Genomic DNA, 15,036 nt, shown 5'->3' on the forward strand with positions numbered 1-15,036 from the left:
TCACGCGCCGCCGTTGAACCAGCCACCGACCCGACCGGCAGCACCCGCGCCGAAATCGTGCTCCAGCGTCCAGGACATGCCCGCGCGCCCAAACACATCTTCTTGGCGCATGCGCGGTGCGCTCGACCCCTCAAGGAAGCCGAACACAAAGAGCGCAGCGTCCGCAGGGTTTGCCAGCAGATACCAGCCGTTCCCGGTCAGTTCGGCGGTCGACATGACCTCAAGCTTGCCCGAGAACGGGTTGGCCTTGTCAGCATCGGCAGGCGTCAGCGGTGCGACGACCTGCTCGGCGACCGTTTCCTTGTCCGGCGAGACCAGCAGGATTTTCGGCGACAGGTTCAGCTTTGCCCCGCCGATCGACGTGTGCTTGCGGATCGCGGCGCGTCCCGCCGCCAGCGTGGTGATGCTGATTGCCGCATTCGCCCCGGCCTTGGTGCCGTCGGCTGCGTTAAAAACCGCGTTGCCGTCGGACAGGTTAGGCCCGGCACCGCCGTTGCCGAAACAGGCCGCAAAGAACGTCGCTTCCTCGAACCGGGCCACCATGCGGCCCTGATCGGCGATCGCATCGGCAATGGCGCCGATATCGTCGTTGATCAGGGTTTGCCGCGTCACGTCAAAGCGGATGCCATACGACCCCAGCGCGACGGTTTCTGCCGACTCGCCAATGGTGCCCGACTTGATTTCTCCGCCTTCGCCCAGCGGGCGCATCATCGGGAAGTCACCGGGGCGAATGATCGAATGCGCCCGGAAATCCTTGAAGGATTTCTCGCGCGCAATCTGGCGGTAAATCGGCACTTGCTCGCGGTAGCGATCGGCCAGCGCCTTATTCAGCGCATTGGACAGCGACAGCGGAAAATCCGACGTCGTGTGCATGTCCATGAACACGCGCAGCCGGTCGTCGGCGGTGCGCAGCGACCCACGGTAGCCCGAGGCGGTCGCCGCCATTTCCGCAAGCGACATGGACATGAACGGGCGGGCGCGCGTGTCGGTCGGATCATTGCGAGCGAATTGCGCAACCAGCGCAGCGGTCATACCCGCGCGGCGCGTGTCGCGCTCATCACGGGTGATACGGGCGCGCGGCCCGGTCGGATTCGGCACGGTATTTCCTCTTTGCTGATAGTGGGCGACAACTTGGCGATAGGTTTGGCGACGCGCGATGAAATCGCCTGCAACCGCTGCCGACTCGCCGTGCATCTCCACCAGGTGACAGATCGCCGACGCATCGCTGGCGGCCGGATCTTCTTCTTCACCGTCTCCGCCGGTTGTGGTGTCGTCACCTTCACCGGAGTTCGTGGTGTCATCCCCCTCGCCGCCGGGCGTGGTATCGTCACCCTCGCCGCCGGTCGTGGTGTCATCGCCCTGCCCTTGGGTCAGGTCGTCGTCGATTTCATCCGGGTCCATGCCCATTCCTTCCATTGATGAACTTGCGGGATTAACCCCGCCGATCCAGGCCATGACGGCCTGACGTGAGGGGCCAGAGGCCCGAGACCCTGCCAGCAAATGCTGGGGGGCATGCTGATAGGCCGCATAGGAAAAGGCGGCGGCGTTTTGCGCGGCGGCATCCTCGGCAATGTCGGCAAAGCCTGCGGCGATCGCCTCGGAGGGCGTGAACCACGTTTCCGCGCGCATCACGTCGCGCGCCGCTTGGGGCGTGATCCCGGCACGGGCGGCATAGATCGAGGCATAGCCGTCAGACATGCGGCCCAGGGCGTCGGCGGTTTCGCGGTGCTCGGCCTCGGTGCCGCGCCCGTCGACAAAAGGCACCGCCGGGTCATGGATCATCAGAACGGCACCGGCGCGCATGGTGATCGTGCTGCCCGCCATCGCGATCAGACTGCCCGCGCTGGCCGCAACGCCGACGATCACCACGTCAACGCCCGGCGCGTAGTCGCGCAACGCGTGGTAAACAGCCAAACCCTCGGTCGCCAAGCCACCGGGGCAGTTCAGCAGGACCGTCACGCGCTCGCCGTGGGCACGCGCCAGCATTGCCCGCACATCAGCGCCGGTAAAATGCGGCTCATCGGGCCACGGCGGTGTGCCGACCATGCCCTCCAGATAGAGATCAGGCATCAAGGTTCCTTTCGGTTTCGGAGGCGTCGCCGGGTGCTACCTGCGGCGTCGCGCCAGGCGCTTTGATCGCGGCGAGATTGGCGCGGCGCTTCATGTCGGCGTCGATTTCGGCGTCGATTTCGGCGGGGTCATAGCCCGACTTGCGGATCTCCGACCGGCGCGAGGAAAGGCCCGCCTCGATCCGCTGAACCGACACCGCCGTTTCAGCTTTCGGGTCGGCGATCACCGGCGGCGGCGGGGTCCATTCAATCCGCGCCTCTTGAAGCGCCTGCGCGTTGTGGCGGTTGCCTGCGTCATAAGCCCATTGCAGCATTGTCCAGGTGCCGATCGGTCGGCAAAGACGCGGGATTGCCATGTGCCACTGCCAGCGCTCGACATTTTGCCCCATGCCGATACGCCCGAGGCGCGCCGAGGAAAAATTGACGTTCGACAGATCGCCGGTCATGTCCTCGTAGGTGATGCCCAGACCGCGCGCGATGCGGCGCAAATGAATGCGCCCGAAGTCATCATATCCGGTGACGTCGGGCGGGCTGGCAAAACTCACCTCATCACTGATCCCGATCCGCTGGATCAGCCCAGGGGCCAGCGATGCGGGAATATTCTGGTTGTCTGCATCCTCGGTGCGCCAGAACGCCGCAAAACAGGCGGCGATCTTCTGGCGCATCAGCTGCGCCTCGTCATTGTCAGACAGCGCCACCAGGTCATCCAGGACACTCGCGAACCAGGTCACGCCGCGCCGCTGGCCGGGCCGATCGACCCGGAACAGGTGTGCAACCCGCGACGCCTCGACCCGGCTGGACGTCAGGCCGCGCATGTTCGACCCGAGCACGGGCGAGCCGGGGTGCTCATCATACAGGTGATAGGCGACCACCCGGTCGCCATCGTATTCGATGCCATCAAAGATCAGGTTGCGCCCGCGCCCGACCGGGCCTTGCAGGCGATCGTCCAGAAACTCAGCCTCAAGCACCTGCACCGAGGCCCCGCGCGTGCCCGGAAGGGGCCAGACCACCAGCGCCTCGCCGTCGGTCACGCACGCGCTGAACGCGAGCGCCTGCAACCCGCCCAGCGTGGACACGCCGTCAACGTCGATCGCCAACGTGTCAAAGCGCGGCTTGATCAGGTCCGCCCAGTCGCGCTTAAGACCCTTGTCCTTGCTTACCAGGCGCGGCTCGATCCCCGTTCCGATCACGTTATTGACGATCACCGACAGCGCCGAGGCGGCAATCGGGTTATTGCGGATCACGTCGCGCGCCACCAGCGACAGGCCGCGCCGGGCGTACATCGCCACCGCGTCGGCGTCGCCATTGACGGCGCGCAGGCTTTCCGAACGGCGGGTCAGATCGCCCGCGCGGTAATGCGCCATGACGCGCATCGCCTCACGGGCTTGCGCACGCTTCACCGCCGCAGCGGGCGAGACCTGCCCGACAATCCAGTCGATTGCGTTCATTGCGGACGCCTCACAAACTGGGGGTAAACCTGCGCCGAGGGGCGCGCCGGGCCTGCTACCTCGGCTTCCATCATTGCGAGGGTCTGCCGCATTTCGGATAAGGTCCGAAACGTCACCATTTCGTCGCCGATCTTGACCGACGCCGCACCTTTGCCGATCGCGCCCTTGAGCGCGTCGACGTCTTCTTGCGTCCAACTCACAACCATTTTCCTTTTCTCGGTGCGATCCACGCGGCGCGCGGCGGCGCGGCGGGGGTCGGCTTTGGGGCCTCGACAGCGGCGCGCGGCCCGACCCAATCGGCAAACGGGTTATCGGCGTCCAGCCGCGCCCAGAACGGCGGCGAACCTTCGGTGATCGTCTCGCCCTTGATCTGGATATGCAGCGCGCGGGCCTGCACCAAATGGTCCAGACTTTCGTTGCGCTGCATGCCCGGCTTCTTGACCCAGCCTTTCGGCCCCCGGCGCTCTGCCGTGAATTCCGCCGTCTCAGCCTCGCCGAACCATTCCGGCAGGCCGCACCAGTTGCGGCCCGGCTCGGTCAGACGCAGCGACGACGCGACCGCGTCTTTCAGCCGATCCGTCGCCATGTGCAGGATCTCGACGTCAGACGCCGCGCGGCGGCGCTTGTTCGCCGAGCGCTCAGGCGCGCGCAGCCAGACGCGGTCGCGGTGCTCGCCCCCCTCGCCCCGTGTCAGAAACCACAGCTTGCCCTGCCCCTCTTTGCGCCGCCCGCGATAGAAACGGTAAGCGTGTTCGGTGGTCGAGCCGCCGCCGTGCATGTCGACGGCCAGCGCCACCGGGCGCAAAACCCAATGCGCGCCGTCAACCGGCCAGCTGCGCGTCGCCAGCCCGTCCAGCACCGCCCAATCCTCGGCGATATCAAAGGGCCTGATCCCGCGCGACGCGCCACCCGGCGCGCCCTCGGGCGGATTGACCAGGTCGAAACGGTCGATCGGCTGGTGCCGACCATCCAGCCCCCAAGCCGTGACACCGACAACAAACCGCCCGCCCTGCACGTCAACCGAGACCGTCAGATACGCGGTCCAGCTGGGCGCGGTTCCCTGCGGCGTCGAATTGCCCGCCGCCTTGTCGCGCAGCGCCTGCACCGACAACTCGCCATCGGCCCCGGCATGGCGCGGCAGATACGGGCGACCAATCGCGGTGTTGGTCACTGTTTTAAGTTGTTCCTCATCCCCGGTGCGATCGAAGGCGGCAACCGCCGTGACCCACAGCCCGACGATTTCTGCCCAGGTCGCAAAGCTCGCCGCCGCGCCGTCAAGCCAGTAAGACGCCATGTCGGTGCGCCGGATCGCCGGATCGCCGAGGCGCACCAGCTCGCGCCCGTTCGCGGCCTCATGCAGCCAGCGGCCCGCCGTGTTCAACTCGCCCTTGAGCTCATGCCCGAAACCCTCGCGGCAATGCGGGCAGATCATCTGCGCCGTGGCCCCGCATTCGGCAGGGTCATTGCTTTCCGCCCACCGCAGCCGCGCAAAGGTCGGTTCAAAGAACGCCCCGCACTCAGGGCAAGGCCAGTACCACCGCCCCCGCGTGCCCGCCGGATAGAGGCTCAGAACCCCGCCCGCGACCGGCGGCGCATCGTGCGGCGTCTTGGCCCGCCACGATTCATCCGTGATCGCCCGACCCGGCGACGACTCGATCACCACCGAGCCGCGCGAGCGCAGCGTGCGGGTGCGCGCCCGCATCATCACATAGCCCGACCCCTCGCCGTCGATCGAGTCTGCCCAGCGGTCAAAGTCGGTGCCCATCACCAGCCGCCCGGTGAAGCTGGCAAGTTTGGTCGCGGTCGGCCAGTCAAAGGTCAACTCGGTGCCGCCGATAAACCGCTTTGAATACTGGTTATCCGCGCCCCTGCCCGCGTCCCGACGCTTGGCGACGTCGGGCGAGTTGCGCACCATCGGCGACCATTTGTTGCGCTCGAATTCCGCTGCCGCCTCGCGGGTCATCTGAAACAGCGCCACCCGCGACGGCTGCGAACAAACCGCGTGAACCGACGCCGCTTGCAGCATCAGCGTTTTGCCCGACTGCGACGGCCCGCAAAACACCGTCGCCGCATAGTCACGTGACACGGTCGTGTCCTGCGGCTCGACCATGTAGGGCGCGTCGGCGCGCCGGTACGGTTGCCACTGCCCGCCGGTATAAACCCGCATATACTTCTCGGCGGCATCCGTGACCGAGATCAGCTCGGGCGGCGTCAACGCGGGCAAGGCCCGGCGCAGGGCGGCGCGCGCGCTGGCATAGGGCGGCAGCGGCTTTATCGTCTCCAATCGCGCCGCTTCCCTGATCACGCGAGGGTCGCCCATCACACGAACCCGTCGCCGCCGTCGCGCTCGGCCAGCTCGGCGTCCTCGATCCGCACCCGCATGGCGTTGATCGCATCCGCCGACGCCCGTTGCACGGCACCGGCCTGCGACGGGGTCAGGCCAAGCTCGCGCTCCAAACGGTCAGACAGACCGTCCAGCCCCTCGCGCACGATCGTCAGCAGCGTGTCGCACAGGTCGATCACCTCATCGAGCGGCACCAGTGACCGCTTGAGCCGTGCTGCCTGATCCCAGGCAACCGAGGCCATCGCCATTTCCTTGCGTTCCTTTGGCGTCAGTGTCGCCTCGGGCTGCGCGACGTCGACGCCCAGGAAATGCGCCTGCAACGCCGTGACCTGCGCTGCGTTGTGCGCCGACGCCGCCTTTTCTCGGGCCTCGCGATCGTTGACCCACGCCCAGCAATGCGACAGCCGGTAAACATAAGAGCGGCCCTGCCCGCCCTCTTGCACAACCGGCATTCCGGCGCGCGTCCACTTCGCAACCGTGTTGACCGTCTTGCCGATCGCCTGCGCAATTTCTTCCTGGTTCATGTCGGCGTCGGCGACACCCTCGGGCAGAGGGAACGCGGCCAGCATGGCGCGCAGATCGTCAGCGACGTCGACCGGCAACAGCGCCGGGGTTTCGGTTTCAGCCATTGCCCAATCACAACCCCTATTCACACCCCAGCGGATCACCCAGCCCCCACCCGAACCGGGGCGCGAATTACCCGCGTGCAGGGTTTCGGCGGGAAGGACCCAAACCGGGGGGTGGTCCAGGGTCAGCGCATGGTCTGGACCGCGCGCTCGAAAGCCCATTTCAGGTTTGGCTCCAGCCGGTCGCGGTAGGTTGCCGCAACCGTGTCCTCGAATTTCAGGCGCGGCGCATAGAGCGGCGCGCGCTTGGCAAAGGTGGCGACCTTCGACAGATCGCCGCCGACTGTCCGCTTCCAGATCCCCGGCGTCAGCCCCCCGTTGCGCGGCACGAAGTAAGACGACCGGCCCCGACGGCGTGCCCGCTTGATCGAGGTTTCGGTCGCGTTCGCGGCCCTGTCCCGCTGCGCCCCTATTTCGGAAAGCGCCTGATTGCGCTCGCCGCGCGACCAGTTGCCGTAACTGTCAACGCGCGCATCCCGTGTCGGCACCACAGCGCGCAGGATCTCGGCAGACACGACGCGCGCCTCGATCAGCTTTTCCAAAGCCGTCTGCTGTCGTGGCCCGCCGCTTTCCTGCACTTTCAGATAATGCCGCCGACCCACCGACGGGCGTTCCTGCACCATTGCAAGCCGCGTCGATTTGGTCGCGCGCCAGACCTGAAAGGCGTTGAGCGTCCAGCGCGTCGGGCGGTCAAAGCTGACTTTCATGCGGTCTTGCAGCGCGGACAGCGCGTCGTCGCCCGTCTTGTTCAGCGCCCAGACCTCGATCTGCGGCAACTGGCGCTGCATGAACTCCCCAGAGCGGCGCAGGAAGTCAGAGGCGTCGACGGCCATCTGGAACACTGCGCACCCCCTTTGGATATGACAACGCCCGCGCCGGGGGTCCGGTGCGGGCGTGATTGGTCATCTTGGGAGTTCTTGTAGCTGCAAGTGACTTAAGGGGGCAACGCCCTTTTTTCACAAAACGTCACGCAGCCTTTCCAGCGCCGCTGACAGCGCCTTCTTGAGCGCGGCAGTTGAAACACCATTCTTTGCCCAACCATGCGACACAAGCACCGCTTCCAAGGGCAAATCGTATAGCGCGACCGCGTCGACCAACGCCCGATCGGTGATCGACCGCCGATCAGGCCCGCCCCGCGTCGACGGTCGAACACGGCGCACCGCCAGCGAGACCCCGTGCCCGATCGCATTGACCGCGCCGTCATAGCGCCGCCCCGCCATCAGGTGCCAATCCATCGCCGACATAGCCCCCGATCCGCCCCCGCTAAGCGGCTGCATGGACGCGAGCGCCGATCTGGGCGACAGCCCCGCCGAATAGCCCTCGACCGTGTCGCGAAAGCGCCGCCCCGCCGAGACCTGACCGGGCGTGAGGAAAAACGGAACATCGTGACGGATCGCGTCGCTTTCCATCCGGTCGAACACGTCGCCCAAACGCAGGCGGGTGCCGTCGTCGTCAGGCCCGGTGACATAGCCCGGTCCATCCGCGCGGCGCTCGCGTCCGACGACCAGCAGGCCCCGCGCCGGGGCGGGCGTCACGATATGCGCGATCTCGGGCGGCACCACCGTGCGCGTGTTCACCAGCTTGCCGCCGTCGCTGACCGCATTCGCAGGCGTGCGCCGCTTAATCTTCATGGGCCGTCTCCAGCGACAGCGCGCCGATCTTCCGGCACTTTTCGGTCGCGGCCCTGCGGCGCTCAAGCCACGCGGTTTCCTCGGCGCTCAGCGCCTCGCCGTCGCGCTCGATCCGCTCAAGCTCTGCCGCCCGCCGCATGGCATTGTCGGCATCCTTGCGAATGGTGCTGACCATGAACGACTTCGGAAAGGACCGGTTCTTCTTGGCCCAGACCAGCAGTTCCGGCGCATAGCCCGCCGCGATCGCCTCTTGCCCGGTCGCGTGCGCAAAGATCGCGCGCAGCAAGGGCGACGCATCATCGGGCGGCGCTTGAATGGCGATCCCCCATTGCAGGACCAGCGGGCCAGCAGGCCAGCGGTCGGACCCCTTGCCTTGCGGGCGCGAGGTGATCTGCTCGGCCAGCGCGGCCAGATTGGCGGCGGTCATATATGCCAGCTTGCGCGCCAGTTCCTCGCGCATGGCGTCAAACTGATCGACCTTCATTCCCGCCGGGCGCAACAACCCCAGCCCGACCAGTGGGTCGATCAGACAGTCCTTAACCCTTTTCTCGCCCGCCTTTTGTGCCTCAGCGTCCATCCTTATTCCCTCGTTTTCTAAGCCAAATCCGTTGCACCTCTCGCCGTGTCGGTTGGTCAATCTCGGTTCCCGCCAGTTTCTTTTCTTATTATTTCTTGTCTTATCAGCCCGGAAACATTCGGAACGAAACAGGCCGCGAACATGCCAAATCGCTCCATAATCGTTCCTAAATCCTTCCGAACCCTTCCGGTTTCCTTCCGCGACCCTTCCAATGGAAGGATACAGGAAGGGTTACAGCCCGGTCGCTGCCCGCCACTCCAGCCCCTCGGCGCGCAACTGGAAAGCCTCCAGTGCGCGGCGCAGGAAGGCCGGGCGGCGCATCTTCTTGGGGAAGTGCTCAACCAAGAATTCGTCAAAGGCGAACAGCGTCGCCTCATCCTTTGCCATCATCGCCGAGGCCCCGGCGCGCATCATCTGCGCGGGCAGGTTCTCGATGCGCTTGCGGGCGCGATCATCCTCGCGCTTCGCCAGCTTGTCGTCGCGCAGCCCAAGCGCGCCCTGAACGGTCTGCAACACCTTGGGATGATAGAGCCGAACGCGGTCGTCATCGCACAGGCACTTTTTCCAGTTGTAGAGCGGCCCGACCGGGCGTTCGCATAGCGCGCGCCATTGGTCCAGCGGCACGCCGACCAGGCGGGCCAGCAGCCGCTCATCGGTCGGCAGGGTGCCGACAGGGTTTTGCGTCTGTGCCAGGTTGAACAGGTCAAACCCGATCGCGCGCACCTCAAGATCGGCCAGCAGCCGAAAGTCGCTTGTCAGCCAGTCGTGAAACCGCCACGCGAGGAAAAAATGGGAATCGAGCCGGTCGTCAGCCCCGATCGGATACTCGAACAAGTCTTCGGTTTCGACTATCTGAAAGGCAGGCTTTGCCATCACTTGCCGCCCCCAACCTTAGCGCCGACGCGGCGATCGAAGCTTTTTGCCAGCGACGCATAGCGCACCTCAAGTTTAGCCAGATCATCCCGAACAGCGCGCGCCTGATCGACCTTGCCTTTCAGCGCTTCAAAATCAGCCTCGACCGCAGCGAATGCGTCGGAACAGCGCTGGCGCAATGCGGCCAAATCATCGGCGTATTGGCCCGCCGCCTCATTGCCGCCGCCTTCACCGAAAAACTCGGCGCGCAGGTCGGCAACCCAACCGGGCAGAGCACCGCGCACCGCCTCGGCAACGGTGCCGTCGGTGTCCGCCCCCCGATAGCGCCCGGCGTCGGCGTCATAGGACACCTGCAACAGTTCCAGGATTTCGCGCTTTTGTTCACGCGTCGGCCCTTTGTCAGTCCCCGCGACGGCTTGAACCGCAACGGGCACGGGCGGCGCGTTGCGCGCCTTTCGTTTCGCTTCACAAGTCATGCACCGCAGCTTTCCTTTGACGATTGACCACCCCTGCCCCCGCAACTTGGCGTGCGCTTGCCCTTCATTGGCGCTCCAGACACCACCCGATGCGCGCGTTATTTCGCACGGGATGACCTCGCCACGCTGGCAGTCGTCACAAGTGGCCTTGACGCGCGAAACAGCGCCGCCGCTCTTTGGCAGAATCTCAAGCATTGAACCTCCCTTTCGCTTCCTCGGCCCGCGCCCGACGGCTGCGCAGCCAGTGTGTTTGCAACTCGCCCAGATAGCGACGCGCTGCCGCCGACAGGGCGCGCAAGGCGGGGTCGCGGGTTTCATATTTTCCCAGCCGGTGCGCCAGCAGAGCGGGCGCAGCCTTGAGGCCGACCCGGCGGAATTCCTTCTTGTCGGCGGCGCGGCAGGCGTCCGAGCAATACCGCTGCCAATCGCGGCGCAGATCGAAAGGCCGCTGACAGTCGGGATTTTGGCACCGCCCCGGCTCACCCAGCGGGCACGCCAGCAGTTCCGCAAAGGCGAAATCTGCAAAAGCTTCCACGTCAAAATGCGGTGCCACTGCATCCGCGACCGGCTCTGCCCGTATGGTCACGCCCTGCCCCCTTTGCCGTCGGCGCTCTGCGCGGCTCTAGGATCGGAAATCGTAGGACGCTGCCGCGCCTCGATCAGGATGACTTTTCCGGCGTCATGGGCCTGCGCAATCGCGCGCGCAACACCGTCGCACTCGCGCCAACCGGGCAGGTTCGGCACATAGACAAAGCGGCACGCCCACAGCATCGGCCCGCACCAGTCCGACCAGAAATCGGCGTCCAGCGCGTGCGCCTCGACGATCCGCTGCCACGGCTTGCCACGTCCTGCCGCGATCATTTGGTGCGCCATGACAACCGGCGAGACGGCGGTCCGGGCCAGAAGGGAAAGGACGTTGGCACATTCAGCCGCATCACGGGCGGCGCTTTCGGCAGCGGCCCAATCAAACACCCCGCCCGGTGCGGCGCGCTTTGTGTAGGGCGTTGCCAGATACACCAACCCAGACGCCCGGTGCGCAACGTCGCGCGACGACTGGCCCCAATGAACCAGCAGCGAGCCGCGCAGATCGTCAAAGCCGTTCATTCAAACACCCCCACCAAAAGCCCCCCGGCACAAGGCCGGGGGCAGTTGAGGCAGTGAACCGGAAAACCCCGGCACGGCACCCCGCCGAGGGCAAGGACACCCCCGACGGAATTCCTGAGACGCAGGGCGCACATCAAGCCGCGCCCCCCGCCTTTTCGACCATGGCCGCGCGCAGTCGCAGGGCTGCGCCGACCAGTTCGTCAATCTCGCGGATCTGGCGGCGCGCTTCCTCGGGCGTGTAGTCGGCAGGATCGCCCGAGGTGGACGAATGCGCCTCGGCGTGGACCTGCAACACGTCGGAAAACTCGCGCGTCAGGGCATGGACGCCCCCGGCGATCGGTCCCGACCAGTCGATCGGCTGGAACACCCCGCCTGCCAGCGTGGCGAAGTGCTGCGCCACCGGCAGCGCGGCGGCTACGTCGACGCGCCCGAGGCGGTCCAGATAGTTGACCCCCAGCCCGCCGGGGCGATCCTCGCGCAACTCGGTGCCATAAGACGCCGACGACAGCGACAGGCCCATATCAGCAGCGGCGTTTTCAACACCCCCGACCGCCACATAAGCGCGGCGCACGGCGTCTTGGATGGTTCCGGGGCGAGAGGGGCGGGTCATGGCCGGGCCTTTCGTGTGAAAATTTTACGGGGGGTTTCGCGTGTTTTCGCGGCGTCTAGCGTGGCAGTGTCGCGGTATGGAAAAGACACGCCGTTCATTCTGCCGCTTCGACCCGCGCCGCCTGATCCAACGGCGGATTGGCAGCCATCCAGGCGCGCACGCGGTCGGCGTTGACCATCGTCGGGCTGGATTTTCTGCGTTTCCAAGCATCCCAGACGTCCCAGCCATAGCCGCATGAACGCCTCAAGACTGACTGAGGCATTACCCCAGCCGCTGCCGCGTACCGTTCTATTTCAGAAAGAAACTGTTCCATTGGCGCACAATGGGGACAAATTTCCCCATTCGTCAAGGGATAATATTCCCGATAGGAAGACGAGGACGCGCGGGGTAAATTTTCCCCCATGAAAACAAGCTTCCGAGACGCTTTCTTCATTGCCCTCCACGAAAGTGGTCGGTCGATGCGTGACGTAGCGATTGCGTCAGGCGTTTCGTATGAACAGCTTAAGAAATTCAAGCAGGGCAAGAGTGAGAAGACAAACGCCGAGGACGCCGCGGCGCTAGCGGCTGCCCTTGGGCACTCTGTTGAGAGCTTGCTTGGCACGGCAGGCGTCAGCGTGCGCAGTATGATTGCGGTCGCCGGAAGGGTCGGCGCGGGGGCAATCGTTAACCTGACCGACGACCACACCAAAGGTGAGGGCCTGTATCAGATCATCTGCCCTCCGCAAATTCAGCCGTCGGGAGTGGTAGGCGTAGAAATCGAAGGTGACTCTATGGTGCCGATCTATCACCCCGGCGACGTTCTGCTTTATTCGCGACACGCGCTTGGGGTTCCCAGCGAAGCCTTAAACAGGATCTGTGTTGCCGAAGACATGGACGGGCACGCATGGGTGAAACAAGTGCGCATCGGCACCGAACACGGCCTGTTCAACCTGATTTCCGCCAATCCGTCCGGGCAGAACATGCTGGACGTGCCGCTGAAATGGGCTGCGCCAGTGCGCCTGCATCTGCCAGCCGAGTTCGTAAAACGTGTCTGATTTTAGGGGGAACCCATGGACAAATACGCCGCCGCCCGCGCCGTCAATCTGTTGCTCACCATACTCGGCTGGGCAACCATTCTTCTGGCCGCCCTTGTGGTTTTCGGCGTTTTTGGACGGCCCGGCCCGGCCGTCGCCATAACTGTCGCGCTGCCGATCGCCCTGGGCGGACTGGTCATCATCGCCGTGGCGCAGATCGCCTCAGCCCAGCTGGACACCGCCGAGAACACGACGCGGATGGCCGACGACATGGCGGCAATTCGGAAACGGCTGACGACGAAGAAAACCACCGGCGCAGGCGGCACGCCATCAGACCAGCCCTTCTCACGGCGGCGAGCTGGAGTGTGAAGGGCTGCGCCTAGCGGACGCTGCTGGATATGTGAGCAATCACCGCGACGCGGAAAACGGTGCTTTCGGTTCATGCGCATCCATCAAATCCCCCAAACAGCCCCGCCTCGCGCGGGGCTTTTTCGTGCGCGCCGGGATGGTAAGCTGGTGGCAGCCTGACAGCGGGTGGCTGACAGCGCGAGTAATTTAGGGGAGTATTATCCCCATTCTGTATTGACAGGGGATTTTTATCCCCATAGCGTCGCCTCACACCCAACCGTGAGAGGCGAGACCTTGACCAACCGCATCGACCTGCAAACCATCCTCGCCGATCCCGCCGCCACGGCGCGGTGGATTAGCTGGCGCGTCAAATTACATGAAGCCCGCCACCAGAACGCCGCACGCTTTGTGTTTTGCTCCACTCAGGGGGCGGCGCAATGATCCAGGTGCGCGGCCTGCATGGCGTCCCGCTCGCCGCCCCCGCCTCGCGTGCGCTGGCCGAGGCAATCGGGCTGACCTTTCAAACCCTCGACCCCGACGCGCTGCCGATGGACGCGCCCGAGCTTTCGCGCAGCCTTTCCCGCCGGGCGCTGCGCGTGCTGCACGCCATCGGTCAAAGCACAAGCACCCCTGACGCGATCCTGGCGACGCTGGCCGTCGACCAGCCGACACAAGATCAGGTCACCGATGCACTTTATCGCTTGCGCAAGTTGGGGCTGGTTGCCCGCGCGGGCACGCATAGCGGCGGGACTAACCGCCCGTCCCTTTGGCGACGCACGCCCTTGGGCGCGGCACGGGCCTTGCTGGACATGACCAGCATTTCCGACAGCGAAATCCTTGACGCCGTGCGCGCGATCAACGCCCGCGATCTGGCGGGGCGTCCGCAATGGTGGCCGGTGACATGCAGCGTGACCCGGCGCGAACCCGCCACTACCGACAAGGTCTGCCGCTACCTTTTCGCGAAAACCAAATCGGCGCGCGCAATCGGCAAGGTTGCGCCTCAGCTTGTCGCGCTGACCGCCTCGGGCGCGTTGATCGCAGCCGACTGGAACCGGGGCGACGTCGTGTCGCGCCTCTACTGGGTCGCAGCTCATGACTGACCCGGCCAAGGCGCACGCCCGGCGTGCGGGCATCCTGTGCGGCGATAGTGCGTTTCAGCGCTTTGCCGGTGAGCGCAGCGGCTTGAGCGGCGCACAATTCACTAGCACCGCCGCCGCCCACTTCCTGCGGCGCGAATGCCAGATCGCCAGCCGCAAAGACCTCGACACCGACGCCGGGGCGCTAGCGCGCTTTGAGGCCCTGACCACTGACTTTGACGCATGGCGCGGGCGCATCCCCGCGCTCCGCTGATCTGTCCAGCCCTGCAATCCCCAGCCCAGCGAGGCCCCATGCCCCCCGATCTTTTGACCAACCTCTTGCCTGTGTTTGTCGTCGCTCTGACCGGCGGTTTCGGCGCGGGCATCGGCTTTTTCACCGCCGCGTGGATCACGCGCAGCGCCCGCAAGGCAGGGTGACCCATGATAGCCCAAGTCCTGCAATTACCCGTCGGCGACGTTGCGTTTTTCCACGACCCAGACAACGCCGCCAAAGCCGCACGGATCGGAAAACCCCCGTTGAAACATGACGCCGATTTCGCCGCCGCCGCGCAGCCCACTTATGACGCCACCGCCGAGGAACTGCGCCAATTCATCGAGCGGTACGAAACCCTTGAGGCAGAGAAAAAGGACATTGCCGACCAGCAGAAGGAAGTCATGGCCGAGGCCAAGGGGCGCGGCTACGACGTCAAAGTTTTGCGCATGATCATCGCCCTGCGCAAACGCGACCCCGACGACATTGCCGAAGAGGAAGCGGTCCTTGACCTCTACAAGACCGCGCTCGGCATGACCTGACCCCCACCCACGCCAAGACACCGTTCGC

The 15,036-nt window shown here is 65.3% G+C and carries 21 protein-coding genes; 7 read left to right on the forward strand and 14 right to left on the reverse strand.

Annotation, left to right across the window (positions count from 1 at the left end; all coding sequences use genetic code 11):
• The 14 genes from OKW52_RS20365 to OKW52_RS20430 form a co-directional block, all read right to left on the reverse strand.
• Positions 1-2,070: a head maturation protease, ClpP-related gene (locus tag OKW52_RS20365; RefSeq protein ID WP_264507327.1), complete on the reverse strand. Its 2,070-nt coding sequence runs from the start codon at positions 2,068-2,070 to the stop codon at positions 1-3.
• The gene (locus tag OKW52_RS20370; protein WP_264507328.1) at positions 2,063-3,517 is read right to left on the reverse strand and encodes a phage portal protein; all 1,455 of its coding nucleotides are present in this window, start codon (positions 3,515-3,517) and stop codon (positions 2,063-2,065) included. Before OKW52_RS20370 ends, OKW52_RS20365 begins: the two co-directional genes overlap by 8 nt.
• Entirely contained in the window at positions 3,514-3,717 is a 204-nt protein-coding gene (locus tag OKW52_RS20375) for a phage head-tail joining protein (RefSeq protein ID WP_264507329.1), read from the reverse strand. The genes OKW52_RS20370 and OKW52_RS20375 overlap by 4 nt, the downstream gene beginning before the upstream one ends.
• Positions 3,714-5,801: a phage terminase large subunit family protein gene (locus OKW52_RS20380; protein WP_264507330.1), complete on the reverse strand. Its 2,088-nt coding sequence runs from the start codon at positions 5,799-5,801 to the stop codon at positions 3,714-3,716. Before OKW52_RS20380 ends, OKW52_RS20375 begins: the two co-directional genes overlap by 4 nt.
• A 35-nt stretch (positions 5,802-5,836) precedes the next feature.
• A complete protein-coding gene (locus tag OKW52_RS20385; protein WP_264507331.1) occupies positions 5,837-6,490 on the reverse strand; it encodes a terminase small subunit in 654 nt (217 codons plus the stop codon).
• Positions 6,491-6,612: 122 nt separating this feature from the next.
• Entirely contained in the window at positions 6,613-7,329 is a 717-nt protein-coding gene (locus tag OKW52_RS20390; RefSeq protein ID WP_406622290.1) for a hypothetical protein, read from the reverse strand.
• A gap of 114 nt (positions 7,330-7,443) precedes the next feature.
• Positions 7,444-8,118, reverse strand: a complete 675-nt coding sequence (locus tag OKW52_RS20395) for a hypothetical protein (protein ID WP_264507332.1) — start codon at positions 8,116-8,118, stop codon at positions 7,444-7,446.
• On the reverse strand, positions 8,108-8,695 hold the full coding sequence (locus OKW52_RS20400; RefSeq protein WP_264507333.1) for a hypothetical protein: 588 nt from the start codon (positions 8,693-8,695) through the stop codon (positions 8,108-8,110). The genes OKW52_RS20395 and OKW52_RS20400 overlap by 11 nt, the downstream gene beginning before the upstream one ends.
• Before the next feature lie 231 nt (positions 8,696-8,926).
• Positions 8,927-9,568, reverse strand: a complete 642-nt coding sequence (locus OKW52_RS20405; protein ID WP_264507334.1) for a hypothetical protein — start codon at positions 9,566-9,568, stop codon at positions 8,927-8,929.
• Complete coding sequence (locus OKW52_RS20410; RefSeq protein WP_264507335.1) at positions 9,568-10,239, reverse strand: hypothetical protein; 672 nt, start codon at positions 10,237-10,239, stop codon at positions 9,568-9,570. The genes OKW52_RS20405 and OKW52_RS20410 overlap by 1 nt, the downstream gene beginning before the upstream one ends.
• Positions 10,232-10,630: a hypothetical protein gene (locus tag OKW52_RS20415; RefSeq protein WP_264507336.1), complete on the reverse strand. Its 399-nt coding sequence runs from the start codon at positions 10,628-10,630 to the stop codon at positions 10,232-10,234. The genes OKW52_RS20410 and OKW52_RS20415 overlap by 8 nt, the downstream gene beginning before the upstream one ends.
• Entirely contained in the window at positions 10,627-11,148 is a 522-nt protein-coding gene (locus OKW52_RS20420) for a DUF1937 family protein (protein ID WP_264507337.1), read from the reverse strand. The genes OKW52_RS20415 and OKW52_RS20420 overlap by 4 nt, the downstream gene beginning before the upstream one ends.
• Before the next feature lie 133 nt (positions 11,149-11,281).
• The gene (locus tag OKW52_RS20425; RefSeq protein WP_264507338.1) at positions 11,282-11,758 is read right to left on the reverse strand and encodes a hypothetical protein; all 477 of its coding nucleotides are present in this window, start codon (positions 11,756-11,758) and stop codon (positions 11,282-11,284) included.
• Positions 11,759-11,852: 94 nt separating this feature from the next.
• A complete protein-coding gene (locus tag OKW52_RS20430) occupies positions 11,853-12,071 on the reverse strand; it encodes a hypothetical protein (protein WP_264507339.1) in 219 nt (72 codons plus the stop codon).
• 88 nt (positions 12,072-12,159) lie between these two features.
• Between OKW52_RS20430 and OKW52_RS20435 the strand changes: the two genes are divergently transcribed.
• The 7 genes from OKW52_RS20435 to OKW52_RS20465 all read left to right on the forward strand — a co-directional run bounded on the left by OKW52_RS20435 (position 12,160) and on the right by OKW52_RS20465 (position 15,008).
• Positions 12,160-12,792, forward strand: coding sequence for a S24 family peptidase (locus OKW52_RS20435; RefSeq protein ID WP_264507340.1), 633 nt, complete (start codon positions 12,160-12,162; stop codon positions 12,790-12,792).
• A 15-nt stretch (positions 12,793-12,807) separates the two neighbouring features.
• Positions 12,808-13,140, forward strand: a complete 333-nt coding sequence (locus tag OKW52_RS20440; protein WP_264507341.1) for a hypothetical protein — start codon at positions 12,808-12,810, stop codon at positions 13,138-13,140.
• A gap of 273 nt (positions 13,141-13,413) precedes the next feature.
• Entirely contained in the window at positions 13,414-13,560 is a 147-nt protein-coding gene (locus tag OKW52_RS20445; RefSeq protein WP_264507342.1) for a hypothetical protein, read from the forward strand.
• Positions 13,557-14,219: a hypothetical protein gene (locus OKW52_RS20450; RefSeq protein WP_264507343.1), complete on the forward strand. Its 663-nt coding sequence runs from the start codon at positions 13,557-13,559 to the stop codon at positions 14,217-14,219. Before OKW52_RS20445 ends, OKW52_RS20450 begins: the two co-directional genes overlap by 4 nt.
• Positions 14,212-14,469, forward strand: a complete 258-nt coding sequence (locus tag OKW52_RS20455; RefSeq protein WP_264507344.1) for a hypothetical protein — start codon at positions 14,212-14,214, stop codon at positions 14,467-14,469. Before OKW52_RS20450 ends, OKW52_RS20455 begins: the two co-directional genes overlap by 8 nt.
• A 38-nt stretch (positions 14,470-14,507) precedes the next feature.
• Positions 14,508-14,633 carry a hypothetical protein gene (locus tag OKW52_RS20460; protein WP_264507345.1) on the forward strand — a complete coding sequence of 42 codons (126 nt, stop codon included), beginning with the start codon at positions 14,508-14,510 and terminating at the stop codon, positions 14,631-14,633.
• Between the two features lie 99 nt (positions 14,634-14,732).
• Complete coding sequence (locus OKW52_RS20465; RefSeq protein WP_264507346.1) at positions 14,733-15,008, forward strand: DUF2312 domain-containing protein; 276 nt, start codon at positions 14,733-14,735, stop codon at positions 15,006-15,008.
• The last annotated feature ends 28 nt before the right edge of the window (positions 15,009-15,036 follow it).

This window comes from Pararhodobacter zhoushanensis (genome assembly GCF_025949695.1).
Lineage (GTDB): Bacteria > Pseudomonadota > Alphaproteobacteria > Rhodobacterales > Rhodobacteraceae > Pararhodobacter > Pararhodobacter zhoushanensis_A.